Annotated in this window: 20 protein-coding genes; 8 read left to right on the forward strand and 12 right to left on the reverse strand. The window is 53.5% G+C overall.

The features are described from left to right. Window positions 1–125: 125 nt before the first annotated feature. The 7 genes from mhpT to OGV57_RS15825 form a co-directional block, all read right to left on the reverse strand. On the reverse strand, window positions 126–1340 hold the full coding sequence (gene mhpT, locus OGV57_RS15795) for a 3-(3-hydroxy-phenyl)propionate transporter MhpT (protein ID WP_008320943.1): 1215 nt from the start codon (window positions 1338–1340) through the stop codon (window positions 126–128). A 68-nt stretch (window positions 1341–1408) separates the two neighbouring features. Beyond that, window positions 1409–2422 carry a 4-hydroxy-2-oxovalerate aldolase gene (gene mhpE / locus OGV57_RS15800; RefSeq protein ID WP_003021379.1) on the reverse strand — a complete coding sequence of 338 codons (1014 nt, stop codon included), beginning with the start codon at window positions 2420–2422 and terminating at the stop codon, window positions 1409–1411. Further along, a complete protein-coding gene (mhpF, locus tag OGV57_RS15805; RefSeq protein ID WP_003838629.1) occupies window positions 2419–3369 on the reverse strand; it encodes an acetaldehyde dehydrogenase in 951 nt (316 codons plus the stop codon). The genes mhpE and mhpF overlap by 4 nt, the downstream gene beginning before the upstream one ends. Continuing rightward, entirely contained in the window at window positions 3366–4175 is an 810-nt protein-coding gene (gene mhpD / locus OGV57_RS15810) for a 2-keto-4-pentenoate hydratase (protein ID WP_003847652.1), read from the reverse strand. The genes mhpF and mhpD overlap by 4 nt, the downstream gene beginning before the upstream one ends. Before the next feature lie 9 nt (window positions 4176–4184). Beyond that, window positions 4185–5051 carry a 2-hydroxy-6-oxonona-2,4-dienedioate hydrolase gene (gene mhpC / locus OGV57_RS15815; protein ID WP_016149676.1) on the reverse strand — a complete coding sequence of 289 codons (867 nt, stop codon included), beginning with the start codon at window positions 5049–5051 and terminating at the stop codon, window positions 4185–4187. A gap of 28 nt (window positions 5052–5079) precedes the next feature. Then, window positions 5080–6024, reverse strand: a complete 945-nt coding sequence (mhpB, locus tag OGV57_RS15820; protein WP_016149675.1) for a 2,3-dihydroxyphenylpropionate/2,3-dihydroxicinnamic acid 1,2-dioxygenase — start codon at window positions 6022–6024, stop codon at window positions 5080–5082. A 1-nt stretch (window position 6025) separates the two neighbouring features. Then, entirely contained in the window at window positions 6026–7690 is a 1665-nt protein-coding gene (locus OGV57_RS15825) for a bifunctional 3-(3-hydroxy-phenyl)propionate/3-hydroxycinnamic acid hydroxylase (protein WP_054528130.1), read from the reverse strand. 191 nt (window positions 7691–7881) lie between these two features. Between OGV57_RS15825 and OGV57_RS15830 the strand changes: the two genes are divergently transcribed. Then, complete coding sequence (locus OGV57_RS15830; RefSeq protein ID WP_054528671.1) at window positions 7882–8694, forward strand: DNA-binding transcriptional regulator; 813 nt, start codon at window positions 7882–7884, stop codon at window positions 8692–8694. 165 nt (window positions 8695–8859) lie between these two features. Here OGV57_RS15830 and OGV57_RS15835 read toward each other — a convergent pair whose 3' ends face one another. Both OGV57_RS15835 and OGV57_RS15840 read right to left on the reverse strand, forming a co-directional pair. Then, window positions 8860–9876, reverse strand: a complete 1017-nt coding sequence (locus tag OGV57_RS15835; RefSeq protein ID WP_071684509.1) for a hypothetical protein — start codon at window positions 9874–9876, stop codon at window positions 8860–8862. Between the two features lie 77 nt (window positions 9877–9953). Beyond that, entirely contained in the window at window positions 9954–10676 is a 723-nt protein-coding gene (locus OGV57_RS15840; RefSeq protein WP_032948651.1) for a hypothetical protein, read from the reverse strand. A 418-nt stretch (window positions 10677–11094) separates the two neighbouring features. Here OGV57_RS15840 and OGV57_RS15845 point away from each other — a divergent pair, with 418 nt between their 5' ends. Then, window positions 11095–11436 carry a hypothetical protein gene (locus tag OGV57_RS15845; RefSeq protein WP_054528128.1) on the forward strand — a complete coding sequence of 114 codons (342 nt, stop codon included), beginning with the start codon at window positions 11095–11097 and terminating at the stop codon, window positions 11434–11436. Window positions 11437–11572: 136 nt separating this feature from the next. On the opposite strand, the gene OGV57_RS15850 is transcribed toward OGV57_RS15845, so the two are convergent. Then, on the reverse strand, window positions 11573–12049 hold the full coding sequence (locus tag OGV57_RS15850; RefSeq protein ID WP_003838649.1) for a cold-shock protein: 477 nt from the start codon (window positions 12047–12049) through the stop codon (window positions 11573–11575). 86 nt (window positions 12050–12135) lie between these two features. Then, on the reverse strand, window positions 12136–12381 hold the full coding sequence (locus OGV57_RS15855; protein ID WP_003021350.1) for a YmjA family protein: 246 nt from the start codon (window positions 12379–12381) through the stop codon (window positions 12136–12138). A gap of 377 nt (window positions 12382–12758) precedes the next feature. Here OGV57_RS15855 and OGV57_RS15860 point away from each other — a divergent pair, with 377 nt between their 5' ends. Both OGV57_RS15860 and OGV57_RS15865 read left to right on the forward strand, forming a co-directional pair. Next, a complete protein-coding gene (locus tag OGV57_RS15860; RefSeq protein ID WP_046669796.1) occupies window positions 12759–13535 on the forward strand; it encodes an MBL fold metallo-hydrolase in 777 nt (258 codons plus the stop codon). A gap of 18 nt (window positions 13536–13553) precedes the next feature. Then, window positions 13554–14504, forward strand: coding sequence for a GlxA family transcriptional regulator (locus OGV57_RS15865; protein WP_046669795.1), 951 nt, complete (start codon window positions 13554–13556; stop codon window positions 14502–14504). Here the strand turns inward: OGV57_RS15865 and OGV57_RS15870 are convergent. Then, window positions 14501–15163: a class I SAM-dependent DNA methyltransferase gene (locus tag OGV57_RS15870; RefSeq protein WP_003847664.1), complete on the reverse strand. Its 663-nt coding sequence runs from the start codon at window positions 15161–15163 to the stop codon at window positions 14501–14503. The two genes, OGV57_RS15865 and OGV57_RS15870, sit on opposite strands and share 4 nt — an antisense overlap. A 110-nt stretch (window positions 15164–15273) precedes the next feature. Here OGV57_RS15870 and OGV57_RS15875 point away from each other — a divergent pair, with 110 nt between their 5' ends. The 4 genes from OGV57_RS15875 to OGV57_RS15890 all read left to right on the forward strand — a co-directional run bounded on the left by OGV57_RS15875 (window position 15274) and on the right by OGV57_RS15890 (window position 21293). Then, window positions 15274–16356 (forward strand): LacI family DNA-binding transcriptional regulator, encoded by a 1083-nt coding sequence (locus tag OGV57_RS15875; RefSeq protein ID WP_054528127.1) that lies wholly within the window; start codon window positions 15274–15276, stop codon window positions 16354–16356. A gap of 121 nt (window positions 16357–16477) precedes the next feature. Then, on the forward strand, window positions 16478–19561 hold the full coding sequence (locus OGV57_RS15880; protein ID WP_054528126.1) for a beta-galactosidase: 3084 nt from the start codon (window positions 16478–16480) through the stop codon (window positions 19559–19561). 51 nt (window positions 19562–19612) lie between these two features. Then, complete coding sequence (locus OGV57_RS15885) at window positions 19613–20866, forward strand: MFS transporter (RefSeq protein ID WP_044714407.1); 1254 nt, start codon at window positions 19613–19615, stop codon at window positions 20864–20866. Between the two features lie 154 nt (window positions 20867–21020). Beyond that, window positions 21021–21293: a YceK/YidQ family lipoprotein gene (locus OGV57_RS15890; protein ID WP_044714406.1), complete on the forward strand. Its 273-nt coding sequence runs from the start codon at window positions 21021–21023 to the stop codon at window positions 21291–21293. Window positions 21294–21321 lie beyond the last annotated feature (28 nt).

The following is a 21321-nucleotide window of genomic DNA, read 5'->3' on the forward strand; positions in this document are numbered from 1 at the left end:
AAGGGCCGCCAGCTCATAACGCCTCCGTTGCCAGGCTTTATGTAAACTCTGGCAACGTCCTCATCGACTGGCGTTCACCCGGAAGTGGGAACCGTATCTCCCTGCTCATACTACCGAATGAGCGCTTAAGCACCGCTGGCAGGGATCGGCATCTGCGATTTGCGACTCATCAGAATAAATACCGCCAGCCCTGCCAGCAATATCCCCGGCGCAGAAGCCGCCATCACCCCTACCGTTCCGGTGCCGAGCGCTAACATTTTTCCTGCCAGCAACGGACCACTCATCGCGCCCAGACGACCGACGGCGACGGCGGTTCCCACGCCGGTGGCGCGGATCTGCGTGCTGTAAAACAACGGTGCCAGCGCATACAACACGCTTTGCCCACCGGTGGCAAACATCCCCGCCACAAATCCCGCCATCAGCATGCCGCTCAATGACGATACCGTGCCCAGCGCCAGCAGTGATGCCAGCATCCCGGTGTAGATCAAAAGTGACATCACCACCGGACGCAGTTTGTCCATCAACGCCCCGAGAATTAACGTCCCGCTGGCCGCGCCGATTTGCAGAGCAAACATCACTCCTGCTGCCTGCGAGGGCTGAAAGCCCTGCTCGACCAGCAGCATCGGCAGCCAGTTGATCAGCATATACACCACCAGCAGGGTGAAGAAATAGCACAGCCACAGCAGCAGCGTGGCTGTCGCGGTGGTTGGCGCAAACAGAGCGCGCAGCGGCGCGGCAGCCACCTGCGTTTGTTGGGTATAAACCTGTGATTCCGGCAGCCAGCGCATTAACAGCGGAACCAGCAGCAGCGGGATCACCCCGCCGACCCAGAACACGGTTTGCCAGGCAGAGGCCAGACCGCTAAACCCGAGCGCTGCCGCCAGCGCCGCGCCAATCGGCACACCGCAGTACATCAGGCTCACCGCCGTCCCACGAAAACGCGGGCCCGCCGCCTCAGAAGTCAGCGCGATCAGATTCGGCAACGCCGCACCCAACCCAACACCGGTCATCAGGCGGGCAAACACCAGCGATGAGAAATCCCAGGATATCGCTGTTGCCAGCGAGAACAGACCGAACAGCGCCACGGAGGCAATAAGAATGCGTTTGCGGCCATAGCGATCGGCCAGCATGCCGCCCACCAGCGCGCCGGGCAGCAGTCCGAGAATGCCCGCGCTGAAGATCCAGCCCATCTGCATTTTATCTAATGCAAACGCATGGGCGATACCGACGGCAGCGATCCCGGCGGCCTGTAAATCCAGCCCTTCCATCAGGGCGACTAAAAAACACAGCCCGACGGTCAGCGTCAGGCGGGATGAGGATGCGGGGGTACGGGTAGTCATAAGATGTACCTCTGAGGTCACGATGCAGGTGAATCGCGGCTGATACGTTGCCAGCCGCGTAATCATTTTTATTTTCTGTTGCGCAGATCCAGCGCCACGTCGACGATCATATCTTCCTGGCCGCCCACCATCCGGCGTTTGCCCAGTTCAACCAGAATATCTACCGCGCTCAGGCCATAACGCGCCGCGGCCACTTCGCAGTGGCGCAGGAAGCTGGAGTACACTCCGGCATAGCCCAGCGCCAGCGTTTCGCGGTCCACCCGCACCGGACGGTCCTGTAACGGACGGACTAGATCGTCGGCGGCGTCCATCAGCGCATACAGATCGGTGCCGTGCTGCCAGCCAAGCTTATCCGCCGCGGCGATAAACACCTCCAGCGGCGCGTTGCCTGCGCCTGCGCCCATACCGGCCAGGCTGGCATCGATACGATCACAACCCTCTTCTACCGCAGCAATCGAGTTCGCCACGCCAAGGCTCAGGTTGTGGTGGGCGTGCATCCCGGTTTCTGTTTCCGGCTTCAGCACCGCTTTCAGGGCGCGGAAGCGGTCACGGATATCAGACATGTTCATCGCCCCGCCTGAATCGACCACATAGATACAGGTCGCACCGTAGTTTTCCATCAGTTTCGCCTGCTGTGCGAGGTTTTCCGGCGTGGTCATATGACTCATCATCAGAAAGCCGACGGTGTCCATGCCCAGTTCACGCGCATACTGAATATGCTGGGCCGACACGTCCGCTTCGGTACAGTGGGTCGCCACACGCACAACGCGCGCCCCAGCCTGATACGCATTTTTCAGGTCATGAATCGTGCCGATGCCCGGCAACAGCAGCGTGGCGATCTTGGCGTGCTTGACCACGTCCGCCGCCGCTTCAATCCACTCCAGGTCGCTGTGCGCGCCAAAGCCATAGTTAAAACTGGAACCCTGCAGACCGTCGCCGTGCGCCACCTCAATGGAATCCACCCTCGCGTCGTCCAGCGCTTTGGCAATCTGGCGCACGTTTTCCAGCGAATATTGATGACGAATGGCGTGCATGCCGTCGCGCAGGGTCACGTCAGAGATATAGAGTTTTTTACCGTTCATGCTGCTTCTCCTGCCTGACGAGTGAGTGACTGCGCCATTTTCTCAGCGGTCGCCAGCGCGCTGGAGGTCATAATGTCGAGGTTGCCCGCATAGGCAGGTAAATAGTGCGCCGCGCCTTCCACTTCCAGATACACCGCGGTTTTCAGCCCGGAGAACTGGCCGATGCCCGGCAGATTGACCGGTTTATCCTGCGGGATGACTTCAAACTGGACACGCTGTTTCAGACGATAGCCCGGCACGTACGCCTGCACCGCCGCCGCCATCTCATTAATCGATGCTTCAACTTCAACCTCAGAGGCCGCTTCGCTCAGCACATACACCGTGTCGCGCATCATCAGCGGCGGCTCGGCTGGATTAAGGACGATAATCGCTTTACCTTTTGCCGCGCCGCCAACCACTTCAATCGCCTTCGAGGTGGTTTCGGTAAACTCATCGATATTAGCGCGCGTGCCTGGACCCGCAGATTTACTGGCTATCGAGGCGATAATTTCGGCGTAATGGACTTTTGCCACGCGAGAAACTGCCGCCACCATCGGGATAGTCGCCTGCCCGCCGCAGGTCACCATATTAACGTTCTGCTGATCAACGTTGGCCTCCAGATTCACCACAGGCACGCAGTACGGGCCGATTGCCGCGGGCGTCAGGTCGATCAGGCGGATCGCTGGTTTAACGGCGCGCAGCGCGGCGTCGTTCTTCACATGCGCGCCTGCGCTGGTGGCATCAAAAACAATGTCGATGTCGGCGAATTCCGGCATGGCGATAAGCCCTGTCACCCCTTCATGGGTGGTGGCAACGCCCATGCGTCGGGCACGCGCCAGACCATCAGAATCTGGATCGATACCGACCATCACCGCCATTTCCAGATGCTTCCCGTGACGCAGAATTTTTATCATCAAATCGGTACCGATGTTGCCGGAGCCGATAATGGCGACTTTACGCTTACTCATGACTGACTTCCTCTTGTAACCGCCGCTGAAAAAGTGGCGGCAACTGAACCAATACCGTCGATATGGGCCTCGAAACGATCGCCCGCATTCACCGCCACCATCGGGCCTAACGCACCGGTGAGAATGATATCTCCGGCACGTAGCGGCTCGCCGAGGCTGGCCATTTTGCGCGCCAGCCAGACGGCGGCGTTGATCGGATGTCCCAGGCATTCGCTGCCGCGTCCGCTGGAAACCTCTTCGTTGTTGCGCGTCATTTTCATCGCGCAGTTTTTCAGATCTAATCCTGCCGGACGCTGTGCCGGGCCGCCGACCACATACACCCCGCAGGAGGCGTTATCCGCCACGGTATCAACAAACTTGATTGACCAGTCACGGATACGGCTGCCGACCACTTCCAGCGCGGGCAGCACCCACTCGATGGCGTTATACAGCTCGTCAAAGGTAGTGTCGGCATTGGGCAGATCGCGGTTCAGCACCAGCGCGATTTCCGCTTCAATACGCGGTTGCAGCACGCGCTCAAACGCAATGGTGTCGTTATCGCCGTAGCACATGTCGGCAAACAGCGTACCGAAGTCCGGCTGATCGACGCCAAGCTGCTGCTGCACTTTCGGGTGTGTCAGCCCTACTTTGCGCCCGACCACGCGACGCCCGCGCGCCACTTCATACTGCACGTTGATGCGTTGAATGGCGTAGGCCGCTTCGCCGTTGTCCACACCAATCAATTCACGCAGTGGGGCGATAGCTTCCCCTTTTTCTTCAGCCTGACGTAAATCGGCAGCCAGCTGCTCAAGATTATGATTCGTCATGTCCGTTCCTTAAGGGCGTGCGAGGAAGTTCAGCACCAGCTGGTTAAAGGCATCCGCATGCTCCCACTGCGCCCAGTGTCCGCAGTCGCGGTAGATATGCAGCTCAGAACCGGCAATTCCGGAGAGCAGGCGCAGACCGGCATCCATCGGCACAAAGCGGTCATTGCGTCCCCAGACAATCAGGGTCTGGGCTTTGATTTCACCCAGACGCGGGCTGAAATCCGGGAACTGTTTCGGGTTGGCCTCCAGACTCTGGACAAAGTTTTCCAGGTGATCGCGACGCGACAGCATGTTATTCAGGCGTGCCTCAAACAACGCCTCGGTCAGGTCGCTGGTGTCGAAGACAAAGATCTCCATCATCAGCTTCAGGTTCTCGATGGTCGGCTCGCGGTATAGCTGATTCAGGCGCTTGATACCTTCGGTCGGCATCGGGGTAAACAGGCTCATGCCGCCCGTTCCGCCGCCCATTAGCACCAGTTTGCCCACGCGCTCCGGCCAGCTCAGGGTAAACGCCACAGCACTGTGACCGCCCATCGAGTTACCCAGCAAGTGGACTGTTTGAATATCCAATTGATCGACAACGCTTTTCAGGATGCGAGCGTTGAGATCAGATCGCGAACCGCGGTTAACGATCCCATCGCTTTTGCCCCAGCCTGGACAATCCAGCAGGATCACCCGGTATCCGGCCTGTACCAGCGGATCAATATTGCGGCTGAAGTTTGCCCAGCCCGTCGCGCCAGGACCGGAGCCGTGCAGCAGCACGACGGTCTCTTCGCCCTGTCCACAGTCATTGAAATGCACGCGTAGTGTTTCGCCTGCTTCCTGCACCTCCAGAAAACGACTGGTAGCGGCTTCGGTTTGCGGTTGGTAAGTCATGATGTTCTCCTGCATATTCAGTTCTGTTTCAGTTCTGTGTGGTAGCGCTCAGGGAGCCGAATCCGGCGATCCACTCCGGGATCGGGCGGTAATAACGGCCTTCGCTGCGCCAGCTACCAAAGGCAGAAATGGCGGCAAAGGCGGCAACCCAGGTTTTAACTTCGTGCGTTGATTTGCCCGCCATCACGGACAGCTCTTCGTTACTGACCGCGTCCAACTCCTGCAAACGCCCCTGCTCAAGCAGGCTCATAAAGCGGTTATCCCAGACAGGGTTCAGCGGATGCAGCGTGTTTTGATCGGCCACGAACTTCTCGGCGGCGCTGATCACCCGCTGCTGGCGCAGCTCGCGTTCGTTTTCAGGTAACTGTTTGCCGCTGCCGAGCAGGCGGTCACGCATATGGGCATCAGCCTTCGCCAGCTCCGGGACCGGCGGTTGATGCGATAGACCACCGGAGCCTAAAAAAAGCACGCGCTTATTCAGCGAGCTGGCGAAACGGCCAATCGCTTCCCCGAGCAAGCGGGTACGCTGAAAGCCCGGCAGCGGCGTGGCGACGCCGTTAATAAACACCGGCAGCACCGGCACCTTATCCAGACCGCCGAGCAAAAACTCCAGCGGCTGCGCGAAGCCGTGATCGACCTGCATGTTGTAGGACACGGCAAGATCGATGCCGCTTTTCATCACCGCGTGGGCGCAGGCTTCAGCGAGATCTGTCGGCACCGGCAGTTCCCCCGCCGCGCTGCCGAAATCGCCGATCGCCGTGGCTCCCACGCCTAAACAGAACGGCGGCATCACATCGTAAAAAAAACCGTTGTAGTGATCGGGGGCAAACAGAACTACAAGTTCCGGGTCGAACGCCGCAATACGCGCCCGGGCGCTGGCGATCACGCCGTTAACCTCGTCAAGCACAGCCTGAGCCGGGTCGACATAGCCCACCAGCGGCGAGTGGGAAAGACAGTGAAGATAAGCGTGCATATCAGGCAACCTTTTCAACAGGAATATCGGCAGTAGCGCGGGTAAGTGTCATCACCGACGCCAGTTTATTCAGGGTGCTGCCCAGGTTTTGCGGAATGGCGATGGCGGCCACGAAGCGGTCCGGGCGCATTACCACCAGCGCGGCGTTGTGCTGGGCAAACCACGCGCGCAGGCGGTTTTGCGTATCACCAATGCGGGTAACGCCGTCGTGGTTATCCTGATCGGTATGTATCTGCGTATCCGGCACGACCTGGATAAAACGCGTCCCCAGCGCCTGCCACTGTTGGATCTGCGACTCGCTCATGCCCCATAGCGGGTTACAGCCCCAGCCAATCACCGCGAAATTCGGTCCAATAACGTTGTCGAGCAGCGTCACTTCGCCCGATTCCAGCGTCACCTTCGGCTGGATAAACATCTTGCCGACCGGAGACGTTCTCGCGTCACCCTCACGCACCAGTGCTCCAACATGGTATTGCGGCATCGGCTTAAAGCGCATTTCGAGGAAGTAGCGTTTGACCGGCGGAATATAATTCAGCAGCCAGGAAACCCCGTCGCGCACCGCGCCGTGCCAGCGTTTTGGCGGCGCCAGCACGTTGCCAGCGGTCACGGAGAGATCGATCATCGCTTTGGCGTGGTCGCGGCGTTCCTGCTGGTAGGTATCCAGCAGCTCATCACCGGCTTTGCCCTTAATGACCAGCGCCAGTTTCCACGCCAGATTGAAAGCATCGCGCATGCCGCTGTTGTAACCCTGCCCCTGCCAGACCGGCATAATGTGCGCCGCATCGCCCGCCAGCAGCACGCGGTCAATGCGAAAACGTTCGGCCAGACGGGCGTTATGGGTATACACGCGCTGGCGGATCAGCTCGACGTTGTCCGGGTTCGGCAGCACTTTGCTCAAGAGCTGACGCATATTCTGCGGTTCACTGAGCTGCGCTTCGGTTTCCCCCGGCATCACCATAAATTCGAAACGGCGCACTGCATGCGGCAGCGCAGCGGAGACATACGGGCGCACCGGATCGCAGCACAGATACACATGCGGTGTGCTGAGCGGATCGTTGGCAATATCCACCACAATCCACTGATTCGGCGCGGTTTTGCCTTCAAACGGCACATTCAGCGAGCGTCTGACGTTGCTGCCGCCGCCGTCGCATGCCACCAGCCACTGGGCCTTCACCGTTTCGCGCTGGCCGTCCGGAGCTTTCAGATTCAGCGTTACTTCACCGTTCTGTTGGCTAAAGGCTTCCAGTTCGCGGGAGAACAGGCAGCGCACGTTGGGAAAACGCGACAGCCCTTCCAACATCACCGCATCCACCTGTGGTTGAATAAACGCATTGCGGCGCGACCAGCCAAATTCGTCGGTCATCGGCTGGATATCAGCAAAGCAGCGGCCTTTCGGCGTGAGAAAGCGCATCGCGTGCCACGGCGTGGTGTGCGGCAAAACGCGCTCGACCAGCCCCACAGACTGCATGGTGCGCAACGCTTCATCGTCAATGCCGATGGCTCGGGGATAGTCGATCAGCGTGTCGAGCTTCTCCACCACCAGCACGTCAATGCCCATCTGGCCAAGATAGTTGGCCATCATTAGCCCCACCGGGCCGGCACCAGCAATCGCGACCTGAACGGTGTGCTGCACAGCGGGTTGGATATCCGGGTTTTTTGTTGTCATTTCAGAACCTCACGACTCGGACAAAACGCAATTGCGGACCCTGGTGAGGCGCAATTTGTTTTGTTAAAAATATGTGAATAATTTTTTGTTGTGCGGTCAGTATAGGAGTGAGTTTTTGCGCTACAATCAAAACATGCCTGGATGTGCACTAAGTGCACAACGTTGTTTTACCTGTAGATTTGTCAATGAATATGAAAAATGACGAGAGCACTGAGTACAAAACCGTACGCGGATTAACGCGCGGATTAATGTTATTAAATATGTTAAACCGGCTCGATGGTGGGGCCAGTGTTGGCTTACTTGCTGAGTTAAGCGGCCTGCATCGCACCACGGTCAGACGGCTGCTGGAAACCCTGCAAGATGAGGGTTACGTTCGGCGCAGCCTGTCCGATGACAGCTTTCGCTTAACCATTAAAGTCCGCCAGCTCAGCGAGGGATTTCGTGACGAGCAGTGGATTTCCGCACTAGCCGCCCCGCTGCTGGGGGATTTGCTGCGCGAGGTCATCTGGCCGACCGACGTTTCCACGCTGGATGTGGACGAGATGGTGGTACGTGAAACAACCCACCGCTTCAGCCGCCTGTCGTTTCACCGGGCGATGGTCGGGCGTCGTTTGCCATTGCTGAAAACCGCATCCGGCCTGACCTGGCTGGCATTCTGTCCGGAGAATGAACGTCAGGAACTGATTGAAATGCTGGCCTCCCGACCAGGAGAAGAGTTCCAGCTTGCGCGCGAACCGCTGAAGCTCAATGCCATTTTAACCCGCGCGCGAAAAGACGGTTTTGGCCAGAACTTTCGCGGCTGGGATCAGGAGGAGAAAATCGCTTCTATCGCTGTCCCCATCCGTAGCGAACAGCGGGTGATCGGCTGCCTGAATCTGGTGTATATGGCCAGCGCCATGACCATCGAACAGGCCGCGGAAAAGCATCTTCCGGCCTTACAAAAGGTGGCGAAACAGATAGAGGACGGCATCGAGTCGCAGGAGATTTTGGTGGCCGGGAGGTGAAGTGGATCACAGTTGTTGGCGGTGAGAATCCGCGCAGGATATGGGTTGGTACGAAGATCAGCTTGAGGTCATTTCTGGTTCGTTTACGCTGCAATTGGTACATAAACGGCAATCATCGTTGAAACATTCGAGGATTGCCATTGGGATTAAAATCACAACGATACATTACACAGGCTGATTAAATTCGACATAAACCGTATAGTTTTCATCTTGCTCTCGATTGAGATCCACACTCGCGCCAGCTGAGCCTTTAAACCCATTCATGCCAAATCCTAAACGACTCTCTTTGTTTGAGGAAAATACACTCTTCTTTTTCAGTTCCAGTTCCGCACTTAAGCAGCCACCTATTTCTCTGGCAAATACAATGCTTTCCCATGATGGTTCATACGGTAACCAACTGAATTCTTTTCGTTCCAGAGTCATACCTTTTACCCATTCGCGCCCCGCTAAAGTAATTACTCGTTTATCACTACCGATATTCGTCGTAGCTGATTTTAAACTTATGTTAGCCTCAACTGAACTAACAGGAAGTTCCGCGTCTATTTCTGCTTTCGCAGCACTTAATAAATTCGACTTATTTTCCTTGCGAAACTCTATTTTCGTCGCCCCCAGATTTACAAAGACCCTGATCATCTCAGCTTCTCGTTCCTGAAGTAGGATATCATCTAAGCTATCGCTGAGAATATAGAGATCCTTTTTAGACTCATTATCCTCTGACAGAGGGTGTCTGATGTAAGCCTGGTTTATCTGCGGATGGCCAGGTTGAAAACGATAATTTGCCCCGATGGCCGTTTCTATGGACATACTTATACGTTTTAAATATTTATCAAATGAACTCGCAGACTGTCTCAAGCTGGCAACGGAAACATCTTCTTCATCTTTTTTCGAAAATAATTGATATAAAGAATAGGCGGCAGGGGCTGCATTAACAAGAACTGCCACAGGCAAAGGCAGTAATCTTGCAGCCATCTCAAGAGCAATATTTGCCACCAGGGGATTTATCATTTTACGGTCACTATTTTCTGGTTCACCTCCACTCTTAGAAGACGAAAATGACTTACCCTTCTTCACTGTATTTTCAAGCGGTATTTCTTCCCCTTCGGAAATTAACGTCGTTATTATTTCCTCAGTCGAAGGTTCATCCTGAAGATCTTCATCCACAATAAATATTAAGTTTCCCATAATATCCCTAAGTATATAATCAGCTCTGGTTATATAGATAATCAAGCCTATATTCATGTCAAGTTTTTACAATAAATTTAATTATTTATATAATTTCTGCATTCATCAGATCTTGCAAACAAATCATCATCTCGACAAGCTATTCTAATAGCATCGACAAGATTATCATTACTGATGGGAGTCCAGAAATTATTAACAATTAGATATTTTTGACGTTTAACTCCATCTCTAACATTTAACTTTATTAATACAGATTCAAGCTTTTCCATATATTTATTATTTGATTTGGTTTTATATTCTGCAAATACCACAGCATATTCAGGTTCTGCATAATCTCTCGCTACCAATGGAGGAACAAGAAAATTCACTTCAGACCTGGCATCCAATATGTAGCCATTCATTTCCTTATACTCATATGCAGGCATAGAGGATGTATTTCCGCCGGGTATTGAAACACCATTTTTAGTGAACACTCCCGTGACGTCTTTAGTAATCCGATATATTACTTTTTGTGTCAGATCAGGGACTATTCTGAACTGTTCTATAACCTGATCGGTCGAACTTTTATTCGTTAAGTTAAATTCATAATTCCTACCCGAGGATTTAACATATTTAACTTGTACATCCCCTGTCAAAAAATCGAAAATATAGTTGCCAAGGAATGCAAGCAAACCAGTAGCTGCAAGCCATAAAATAAAACCATTAATTTTTTTGTGAAATGGTATACGAACAGTCTTATCCTTAGAATTCTTTTTGGATGTGTTGGAACGAGGAGGTCTTTGTTTGTTATTCCTTGCCATTTGTAATTATCACCCTAATATTCTGAACTTGATAGATGAATAGTTGTAATATGAATTCTGTTTCAAGCTAAATATAACCATCCACGTAGATTGCTTCCTATGTTACTTTACTAGTATTTTTTTACAATAGCTTGTAGGGTCAAAGCGGCTATAAGTAACTACCAAATTTAGTTGATATTTGGAATTATTAAGAATTTTTAAGATGCTGAAGAAATTTTCTTACATATGTCGCAATGCATTCTTTCACTCTTGCCAGATTATCTAAATCCTTAGGTGCTGGATGTCTATAGAGGGTTAAGAGGGAAGTTAAAGTAGCCGGATTTCAATGCCTCTTTCAGGAGCGCTGATGTTTAGCAGTGGGTTGTCATAAGGCGCTATATTAGTTTATATAGATTATTTTATCATTAAAGGAGATGTCATGGGTGTTGAGTTTCATATAACAAGAGCTGAATTTTGGGCAGATAATGATGATGCGCAGATAACATCTGATGAATGGCTTCACTACATTAATAGCGATAATGAATTAAGCAGATATATTATAAATGGCGATTATCACGCCTTGTGGTCAGGCCCCTCGTTATACGCAGAGCCATGGCTTGACTGGAGCGCAGGTAATATTTATACAAAATGGCCAGACACATATCTTTACAGAAAGATGTTGGGGATTGCAAAAAGCCTCAACGCCCAGGTAATGGATGATGATGGTACAATTTACAATGACGAATCACAGTGGGAATACGATCCTTTATCCTCGGGCTAATGACAGTTTAACAAAGAAGCCCAGACCCGCCGCATATCTACTCCAGACTCACAGCAATCACATACTGAATATAAAAAAACCGAAACCCCGCTCCTGAAAAGAGCAGCGTTCCGGTTTTTATTCAGTCTGAAGGGCTTCAGACCTTAAGCAGTTTCACCGTCTCGTCGATGTCGATTTCATCTTCCGAGAAGATCAGCGTCGTACCCTGGAAGGTGGTGATGGCCAGCTTTTTCAGCGTGCGCATCTCGCCAGGCTTGACGTCTGATTTTGGTCGGATGCTGTTCATCAGCACGCCGACAGACAGCACTGCATTTTCTTTGTCGATACGGGTCTCGGCAGGGACTTCTTCGCTGTAGACCAGAAATGACTTGATCGAGGTGAGCTTCAGACGCTCGCCTGCGATATAGATGTACTTGCTGTCTGGTATGACTTTTACCGCGTAGGCAGACAAGCCTTTGTTATTGGTGGTGGGCTCAAAAGTCACCGCCGCGTCTTTCTTGATCAGCTCAGGATTAGCAACCTTAATCACATGAAAATAGCGATTGTCGCCGTTTTCATCTTTGATAAATCCAAAGCCTTTATCTTTAAACCACGTTGTGATTGTTCCGTTCATTGCTGTTTCCGCCTGATTAAACCTATTACTCGTAGAGTATACCTACTCAATTTGCGCGCAGTGTAAAACACAGGCCATACCTTTGGCTACTCGTTACCCCAACGATTGAGGAACTCCGCGATATCATCGATACGCTGAGCGTCGACACCGGCCACGGTTGCCATCTCCTGCTGCGCTTCTTCGCTGATCTCTTCGTTGTTCATCAAACGGGTAATCAACTGCTGGAAGTAGTGCGCCAGCGCGTCACGTTCTGTGTCGCTCACCGGCTTTGCGGCCTCGGTCGCGTACTCGTCGGCGATATCATAATATTTAAGCGGAATGTCGTTGTTCATCAGTTGCTCCGGGGGGATATGCGTGTGCCAGCAGTTGCCTGCCGCGTCTGATGTGAATGATAGCATTCTTATTTCATGGTTCGCGATCTGTTTTATTGGTCACTATGCATTACATATATCAATAATGTTTTCTGGCACCGCTTCGTATTTAATAAATTTTTCCGTATTTAAGTAACAGCACTCTTATTCATTTCGATATAATGGCAGCAAATTAAATAACGAGTCACAAAGGAAATATTAAATTACTTTAATTACATAATTGATATATGTAATCTGCTATTGGCCCAATCCCATCGCTAGTCGCCCATTTGCCCACATTCATCTTCTGGACAACACTCTACGATGACACCACTGATCCAACACGTGGAGCAAACATCATGAACATCACACAAATCCGTAACGCCACGCAGCACATCACCTTTGGCGGTAAAACTTTTCTGATTGATCCGATGCTGGCGGATAAAGGTACTTATCCGGGCTTTGCCGGAACGGCTCGCGCCGAGATCCGCAACCCGACCGTTGATCTGCCTGTCGATATCGACAGGCTGCTCAACGTTGATGCGCTGATCGTGACCCATCTGCATGAAGACCACTGGGATGAAGCAGCGGCTCGTGTCGTGCCGAAAGACAAACCGATTTATGTGCAAAACGATCGCGATGCGCAGGTACTGCGGGAACAAGGTTTCACGCAACTGACCGTACTGACGCAAAACACCGCGCTTGGTGATATCACCCTGCGTAAAACCGGCGGCCAGCACGGTTCGGATCGCGCTTACGCCATCCCGCAAATGGCTGAGCGTCTGGGTGATGCCTGCGGGGTTATCTTCCAGCATCCGGCGGAAAAAACGCTGTATCTGGTCGGGGACACCATCTGGCGCGACGAGGTGGAAACCAACATGCAGACTTTTCAACCAGGCGTGGTCATTCTGAACGCAGGCTTTGCCCACGTTATCGGGTTTGGCCCAATTATCATGGGCGCGGAAGATGTGCTAAAAACCCACTTCGTACTACCTGAGGCACAAATTGTGGCGACCCACATGGAGGCGATTAACCACTGTCTGCTGACCCGCGCGGCCTTGAAAGAGTACACCCGCGACAACCAGATTGCGCAATTCGTTAACGTGCCGGAAGATGGCGAAACCCTGACGTTTTAAACTCCACAGAGGAATCGTATGCAACCGCTTAACGTCGCCATTGTCGCCGTGGAAGATTTCAGCCCGTTTCACTTCTCAGTGCCGTGCATTATTTTCAGTGACAAAGTGGCGGCGAAAAAGCGCTTTGAGGTGCAACTGTGCGCCGAACAGCCGGGCATCGTTTCCTCGCAGGATGGCTTCGCCATTACCGCAGCCTACGGCTATGAAGCAGTTGAGGCCGCCGACATTGTAGTGATCCCCTGGTGGGGCACCACGGCACATCGACCACCACAAAGACTGCTTGATGCGCTCAACTGCGCACGACAAAACGGCGCGCAAATTGTTGGGTTATGTCTGGGCGCGTTTGTTCTCGGCTATGCCGGTCTGCTGGATGGCAAACGGGCAGCTACGCACTGGGAGTTCGAGCAGGATTTTCAGGCGCGCTTTCCGGCGGCCCGTCTGGATATCAACGCGCTATACGTGGATGACGACGGTATTATTACCTCGGCAGGGACCGCCGCCGCGCTGGATTGCTGCCTGTACGTCATCCGCCAGCGTTTTGGCAGCACGGTGGCGAATCAGATTGCCCGACGGATGATTGTGCCGCCACATCGCGAGGGCGGCCAGGCACAGTTTATCGAACAACCGGTAGCGAAAAATACCCAGGATCAGCGCATCAACGCCCTGCTCGACTATTTGCGCCAGCATCTCCACGAACCGCATAATCTCGACGAGCTGGCGCAGCGAGTGATGATGAGCCGTCGTACCCTCACTCGTCATTTTATGAAGGCCACCGGGTCAAGCGTAGCCGAATGGTTGATTGCCGAGCGCCTGCGCCGTAGCCAGACGTTGCTGGAGTCCAGCCAGTTACCCGTTGAACGCATTGCAGAACAGGTTGGTTTTCAGTCGCCTGTCACCTGGCGTCAGCATTTTAAATCCCACTTTGGTGTTAGCCCGGCTGAATGGCGTAAAACCTTTCGCGGCGATTAGCCTCTTTTTTGCGCCAGCCAGACAGTGTGCCCAGCGCAGTGCGGATCTTCCATCACCATCTCGACCACCGCAAAGCCATGCGCTGACAGCAATGCGCGGTATTCGTCCGGCGCGAGGCTGGCGTGAAACAGCGGCTCACCCTCAAATTGCCCCATCGCGATGCCATTGTCCGTACCGCTGGTAAACATCAGCGCGCTGCCGGGATGGCTGAGGCGGTCAAAAATCGGGAACATCTTTTGCTGGTCCTGCTGAGTTAAATGGAAAAAACTGTCCCAGGCGATCAGACCATCGAAAGTCTCATTGAGTGCCAGTTCGCGCATATCCTGCTCCAGCCAGCGCTGTACGGGAAAAGTGTTTCGGGCCCGCGCCAGCATCGCCGGGGAACCATCAACGCCGGTAAGCTGAAAACCTTGCTGGATAAAATAACCGGCAATCGGCTGACCGTTGCCGCAGCCAATATCCACAATGCTGCCCTGCCCGCCCATCACGGAAATGAATTTATCGAGCCAGCTTTTCTCGAACAAGGTGCGCGAGCGCTGGCTGGCAAAGGCATCCGCATGACGTCGGTAGATGGACAGAATATTATTTGCCGCAGAGTCGCTCACAATGTCCTCACTTTTTTCTTCTGTTAAGAAGAACGACGATAAATCCTCCAGCACACGATCCGCAACCCTGGAATGCGCCTCGCAGAACCTATGCGTAAATCCCCCAAAACCGTCCCGCTGTGGCATCATAGCGCGCAGATAACGTCATGACAGGGGTGATAAACGTGAAACCGGTAACGCTATACGATGTGGCAGACCATGCAGGTGTCTCTTACCAGACCGTCTCGCGCGTCGTTAATCAGGCCAGCCACGTTTCCGCAAAAACCCGACAAAAAGTTGAGGCCGCGATGGCGGAACTCAATTACATCCCTAACCGCGTCGCACAGCAGCTGGCTGGCAAACAGACGCCGCTGATTGGCGTTGTGACGGCGAACCTTGCCCTGCATGCCCCCTCACAAATCGTTGCCGCCATAAAATCCCGTGCCGACCAGTCCGGTGCCAGCGTGGTGATCGCCATGGTCGAGCGCAGCGGCGTTGAGGCATGTAAAGCCGCGGTCCACAACCTGCTTTCTCAGCGCGTAACCGGGCTTATCATCAACTATCCACTGGATGAAGAAGACGCCATTGCCGTGGCCACCGCCTGCGGTACGGTGCCGGTGCTGTTTCTCGATGTCTCTGACCTGACGCCAATTAACAGCGTGATTTTCTCGCATGACGACGGCGCGCGCCTCGGCGTTGAACATCTGGTGCAGTACGGACATCAGCGTATCGCCCTGCTGAGCGGGCCGCACACTTCCGTTTCGGCAAGGCTTCGCCGTGCGGGCTGGCACAAGTATTTGGAACATTACCAGCTACAACCCGTTGTGGAGCTGGAAGGCGACTGGAGTGCGATGTCTGGTTTTCAGCAAACGATGCATATGCTGAATAACGGTAACCTCCCTACCGCCATGCTGGTCGCTAACGATCAAATGGCGCTGGGCGCGATGCGCGCAATCAGCGAGTTCGGTCTGCGGGTGGCGGTAGATATCTCGGTGATTGGCTACGATGATACCGAAGACAGCGCCTGCTACATTCCACCGCTGACCACCATCAGGCAGGATTTTCCGTTATTGGGTGAAACCAGCGTCGACAGGCTGCTGCAACTTCCCCGTGGCGAATCAACCGTGGGCAACCAACTGCTGCCCGTCACCCTGGTTAAGCGCAAAACGGTTCTGCCACCCAATACGCAAACTATCTCTCCCCAGGCGCTGGCCGATTCATTGATCCAGCTCGCGCGGCAAGCTTCTCAGCTCGCCCCCAAATTGTGAACGCACAACAATTGTGTGAGTGAGTTCACTCATTGAACGCCCCAGCCTTTACAGTTGGGATCGCTTATCCGTATTTTGATTGAAATTGTGAGCGAATAACAAATTCAAACAGGATACCGTTATGAACCTGAACACAGATTCACTCTCCGCTGTTCTGGCCCGCCGTGACTGGGAAAATCCCGGCGTCACGCAGCTCAACCGCCTGGAGGCGCATCCACCGTTTTGTAGCTGGCGTTCAGCAGATGACGCACGTACTAATAAGCGTTCGAGTCAGTTACGCTCGCTGAATGGCCGGTGGCAATTTGCCTGGTTTGCCGCGCCGGAGGCTGTGCCGGAAAGCTGGCTGACAAGCGATCTGCCACAAGCTGATACTGTCAACGTCCCCTCGAACTGGCAGATGGACGGTTACGATGCGCCAATTTATACCAACGTCACCTACCCAATCCCGGTTAACCCTCCGTACGTTCCGGCACAGAACCCGACGGGATGTTACTCGCTCACATTTCATATTGACGATGCCTGGTTAGATGAGGGTCAGACGCGCATTATTTTTGACGGCGTGAACTCCGCATTTCATTTGTGGTGCAACGGCCGCTGGGTCGGCTACGGACAGGACAGCCGCCTGCCATCTGAATTCGATCTTAGCGATTATCTGCAGCACGGCGAAAACCGTCTGGCGGTGATGGTGCTGCGCTGGAGCGATGGCAGCTATCTGGAAGACCAGGATATGTGGCGCATGAGCGGTATTTTTCGCGACGTATCTTTGCTGCATAAGCCCACAACGCAAATTCGCGACCTGCGCATTAATACCCGGTTTAACGACGACTTCAGCCGCGCCATGCTGGCAGTGGAAGTCAGAGTAGCGGGCAACGAGAGCGAAGATTTACGCGTAGCCCTGCAATTGTGGGAGGGAGAAACGCTCACAGCCGAAACGAATTCCCCACTCGGCAGTGAGATTATTGATGAACGCGGTGCTTATCATGACCGGGTGACTCTGTGTCTGAACGTCGAAAAACCGGCTCTGTGGAGTGCCGAAACGCCCAATCTGTACCGCGCCGTTGTGCAGCTGCGCACCGCGGACGGAGCGCTGATAGAAGCGGAGGCCTGTGACGTCGGCTTTCGTCAGGTTTGCATTGAAAACGGACTGCTGTTACTCAATGGTAAGCCGCTGTTGATTCGCGGTACCAACCGCCATGAGCACCATCCGATCAACGGTCAGGTGATGGATGAGGCGACGATGGTGCAAGACATCATCCTGATGAAGCAGAATAATTTCAATGCCGTGCGCTGCTCCCATTACCCAAATCACTCGCTGTGGTACACCCTGTGCGATCGTTACGGCCTGTATGTCGTCGACGAAGCCAATATTGAAACCCACGGCATGGTGCCGATGAATCGCCTCACCGACGATCCCGCATGGTTGCCTGCCATGAGCCAGCGCGTCACGCGCATGGTGCAGCGCGATCGCAACCATCCGAGCATTATCATCTGGTCTCTGGGCAATGAATCCGGCCATGGCGTCAATCACGACGCGCTCTACCGCTGGATAAAATCAGAAGACCCGTCACGCCCGGTACAATATGAAGGCGGCGGCGCAAATACCGCAGCGACCGATATTATTTGCCCGATGTACGCCCGCGTCGATCAGGATCAGCCCTTCCCCGCCGTCCCCAAATGGTCGATTAAAAAGTGGCTGTCGATGCCCGGCGAGCAGCGTCCGCTGATCCTTTGCGAATACGCCCACGCCATGGGCAACAGTTTCGGTGGCTTTGCCAAATACTGGCAAGCGTTCCGTCAGTATCCGCGCCTGCAGGGCGGATTTGTCTGGGACTGGGTGGATCAGTCGCTGACCAAATATGATGAGAACGGCAAAGCATGGTCAGCCTACGGTGGCGATTTTGGCGACACACCTAACGATCGTCAGTTTTGCATGAACGGGCTGGTGTTCGCCGATCGCACCCCACACCCGGCGTTATACGAGGCCAAACATGAACAGCAGTTTTTCCAGTTCACGTTACTGCCGGGCGCTGAACGCCAGATTGAAGTGACCAGCGAATATCTGTTCCGCCGCAGCGATAACGAAGTTCTGCACTGGTCTATTGCCCAGGACGGCAACCCGCTGGCCGCCGGAGAAATCGTTCTGGATATCGCTCCACAGGGTCGCCAGGTGATTACCCTGCCAGATGTCCCGATGCCGGAAACCGCAGGTCAGCTGTGGCTGACGGTACGCGTAGAACAACCTCAGGCAACCGCGTGGTCAGACGCCGGGCACATCAGCGCCTGGCAGCAATGGAAGCTTCAAGAGAAGCTCAGCCTGACGCAACTGCCGTCTGCCCGCACCGCGCCACAGCTCAATGTGAGCGAAAACGTCTTTACCGTTGAGAACGACAACAAGCGCTGGCAATTCGACCGTCAGTCTGGCCTGCTGACACAGTACTGGATTGGCGATTCAGCCCAACTGTTAACTCCGCTTACTGACCAGTTCACCCGCGCCCCGCTGGACAACGACATCGGTGTGAGCGAGTCAACCCGCATCGACCCGAACGCCTGGGTCGAACGCTGGAAGGCCGCCGGTCACTATCAGGCTGAAGCAACGTTACTACACTGTGCTGCCGACACGCTGAACGATGCGGTACTGATCACCACTGAACATGCGTGGCAGTATCAGGGCGAAACGCTGTTCATCAGCCGAAAAAGCTACCGCATTGACGGCAAGGGTGAAATGCAGATAACGGTGGATGTCGACGTTGCCAGTGGTACGCCGCATCCGGCCCGCATCGGCCTGAGCTGCCAGTTAGTGCAGATCGCAGAGCGAGTGAACTGGTTAGGTCTCGGTCCACATGAGAACTACCCGGACCGTCTGGGCGCCGCCTGTTTTGATCGCTGGGATCTGTCGCTTGATGAGATGTACACCCCGTATGTTTTCCCAAGTGAAAACGGTCTGCGCTGCGGCACGCGCGAACTGCACTACGGCGCGCACCAGTGGCGTGGGGACTTCCTGTTCAACATCAGCCGCTTTAGCCAGCAGCAACTGATGGCAACCAGCCACCGCCATTTGCTGCAACCTGAGGCGGGCACCTGGCTCAATATTGATGGCTTCCATATGGGCGTTGGCGGCGATGATTCGTGGAGCCCTTCCGTGTCGCCGGAATTTCTGCTGAGCGCCGGACGCTACCACTTCCAGTTCGTCTGGGGCCAAAAATAATAATATAAGTTGGGCAGGCCCAAACCTGCCCGCATTTATAGGAAGTCTGTTATGTATTATTTAAAAAACACTAACTTTTGGATGTTCGGCTTTTTCTTCTTCTTTTACTTTTTTATTATGGGCGCGTATTTCCCCTTCTTCCCCATCTGGTTACACGAGGTAAACCATATAAGCAAAGGCGATACCGGCATCATCTTCGCCTGTATCTCACTGTTTTCTTTGTTATTCCAGCCAATTTTCGGACTACTATCCGACAAGCTTGGCCTGCGTAAACATCTACTGTGGGTAATTACCGGCATGCTGGTAATGTTTGCCCCGTTCTTTATTTACGTTTTTGGTCCGTTATTACAAGTTAATATTTTACTGGGTTCAATTGTCGGTGGGATTTACCTTGGCTTTATTTACAATGCCGGCGCTCCGGCGATTGAAGCCTATATTGAAAAAGCCAGCCGCCGAAGCAACTTTGAATTTGGTCGCGCGCGCATGTTTGGTTGCGTAGGCTGGGCGCTGTGCGCCTCGATTGCCGGCATTATGTTCACCATCAATAACCAATTTGTCTTTTGGTTAGGCTCCGGATGCGCGGTCATTTTGGCATTGCTGCTGTTATTTTCAAAAACAGATGCCCCCTCTTCTGCAAAAGTCGCGGATGCGGTAGGCGCCAATAACTCGGCATTCAGCCTGAAGCTGGCGCTGGAGTTATTTAAACAACCAAAACTTTGGTTCCTTTCCCTGTACGTAGTTGGCGTTTCCTGTACTTACGATGTGTTTGACCAGCAGTTCGCCAACTTCTTTACCTCGTTCTTTGCCACCGGCGAACAGGGTACCCGCGTGTTTGGCTACGTCACGACGATGGGAGAATTACTCAACGCCTCAATCATGTTCTTTGCGCCGCTGATTGTGAATCGCATCGGCGGCAAGAACGCCCTGCTGCTGGCAGGTACGATCATGTCGGTAAGGATTATTGGCTCCTCATTCGCCACCACTGCGCTGGAAGTCGTTATTCTCAAAACGTTGCATATGTTTGAGATACCGTTCCTGATCGTCGGTTGCTTCAAATACATCACAAGTCAGTTTGAAGTGCGTTTCTCGGCGACGATTTATCTGGTGTGTTTCTGCTTCTTCAAACAGTTAGCAATGATTTTCATGTCAGTTCTGGCCGGAAAAATGTATGAAAGTATTGGTTTCCAGGGAGCTTATCTGGTGCTGGGGATCATTGCGCTGAGCTTCACGCTGATTTCCGTATTTACCCTAAGTGGGCCGGGGCCGTTTTCCCTGCTGCGTCGTCGCGAAAGCGTCGTGCTGTAAAAGCATCTTTGCCGGATGCACCACTCACGTGGTTTATCCGGCCTACAACGCGTCATCTTCACACGACCATCCTGACCTGGAGGTTTAAGTTCTGCGGGCAACAAACCGCTTTTTTACCGTTATGGTAAAACGGGGCGAGAAGCCAGGTCATAGCATGAGCAGAAAGACAATTGCGGTAACGGCGCTCTTGATCAGCGCACTACTTTCAGGATGTGGCAGCATTGATGCACGCACGGCAGGCGAGAATTCAGATACCTATTACGTGGGTATGCATCATGATATTGATAAACTAAAAAACCCAGGCGCTTACGATTATAACTATTTCGATTTAGCGCTGTTGTTTGTTGATGTGCCGTTATCGTTCGTGGCCGATACGGTTTATGCGCCGTTTGATTACTATCACGGGCCGTATAAGAAAGTGGATTAGAACGTAGGCCCGGTAAGCATCGCGCCAC

The sequence above is a fragment of the Citrobacter sp. Cf087 genome (assembly GCF_030334285.1).
Classification (GTDB): domain Bacteria; phylum Pseudomonadota; class Gammaproteobacteria; order Enterobacterales; family Enterobacteriaceae; genus Citrobacter; species Citrobacter freundii.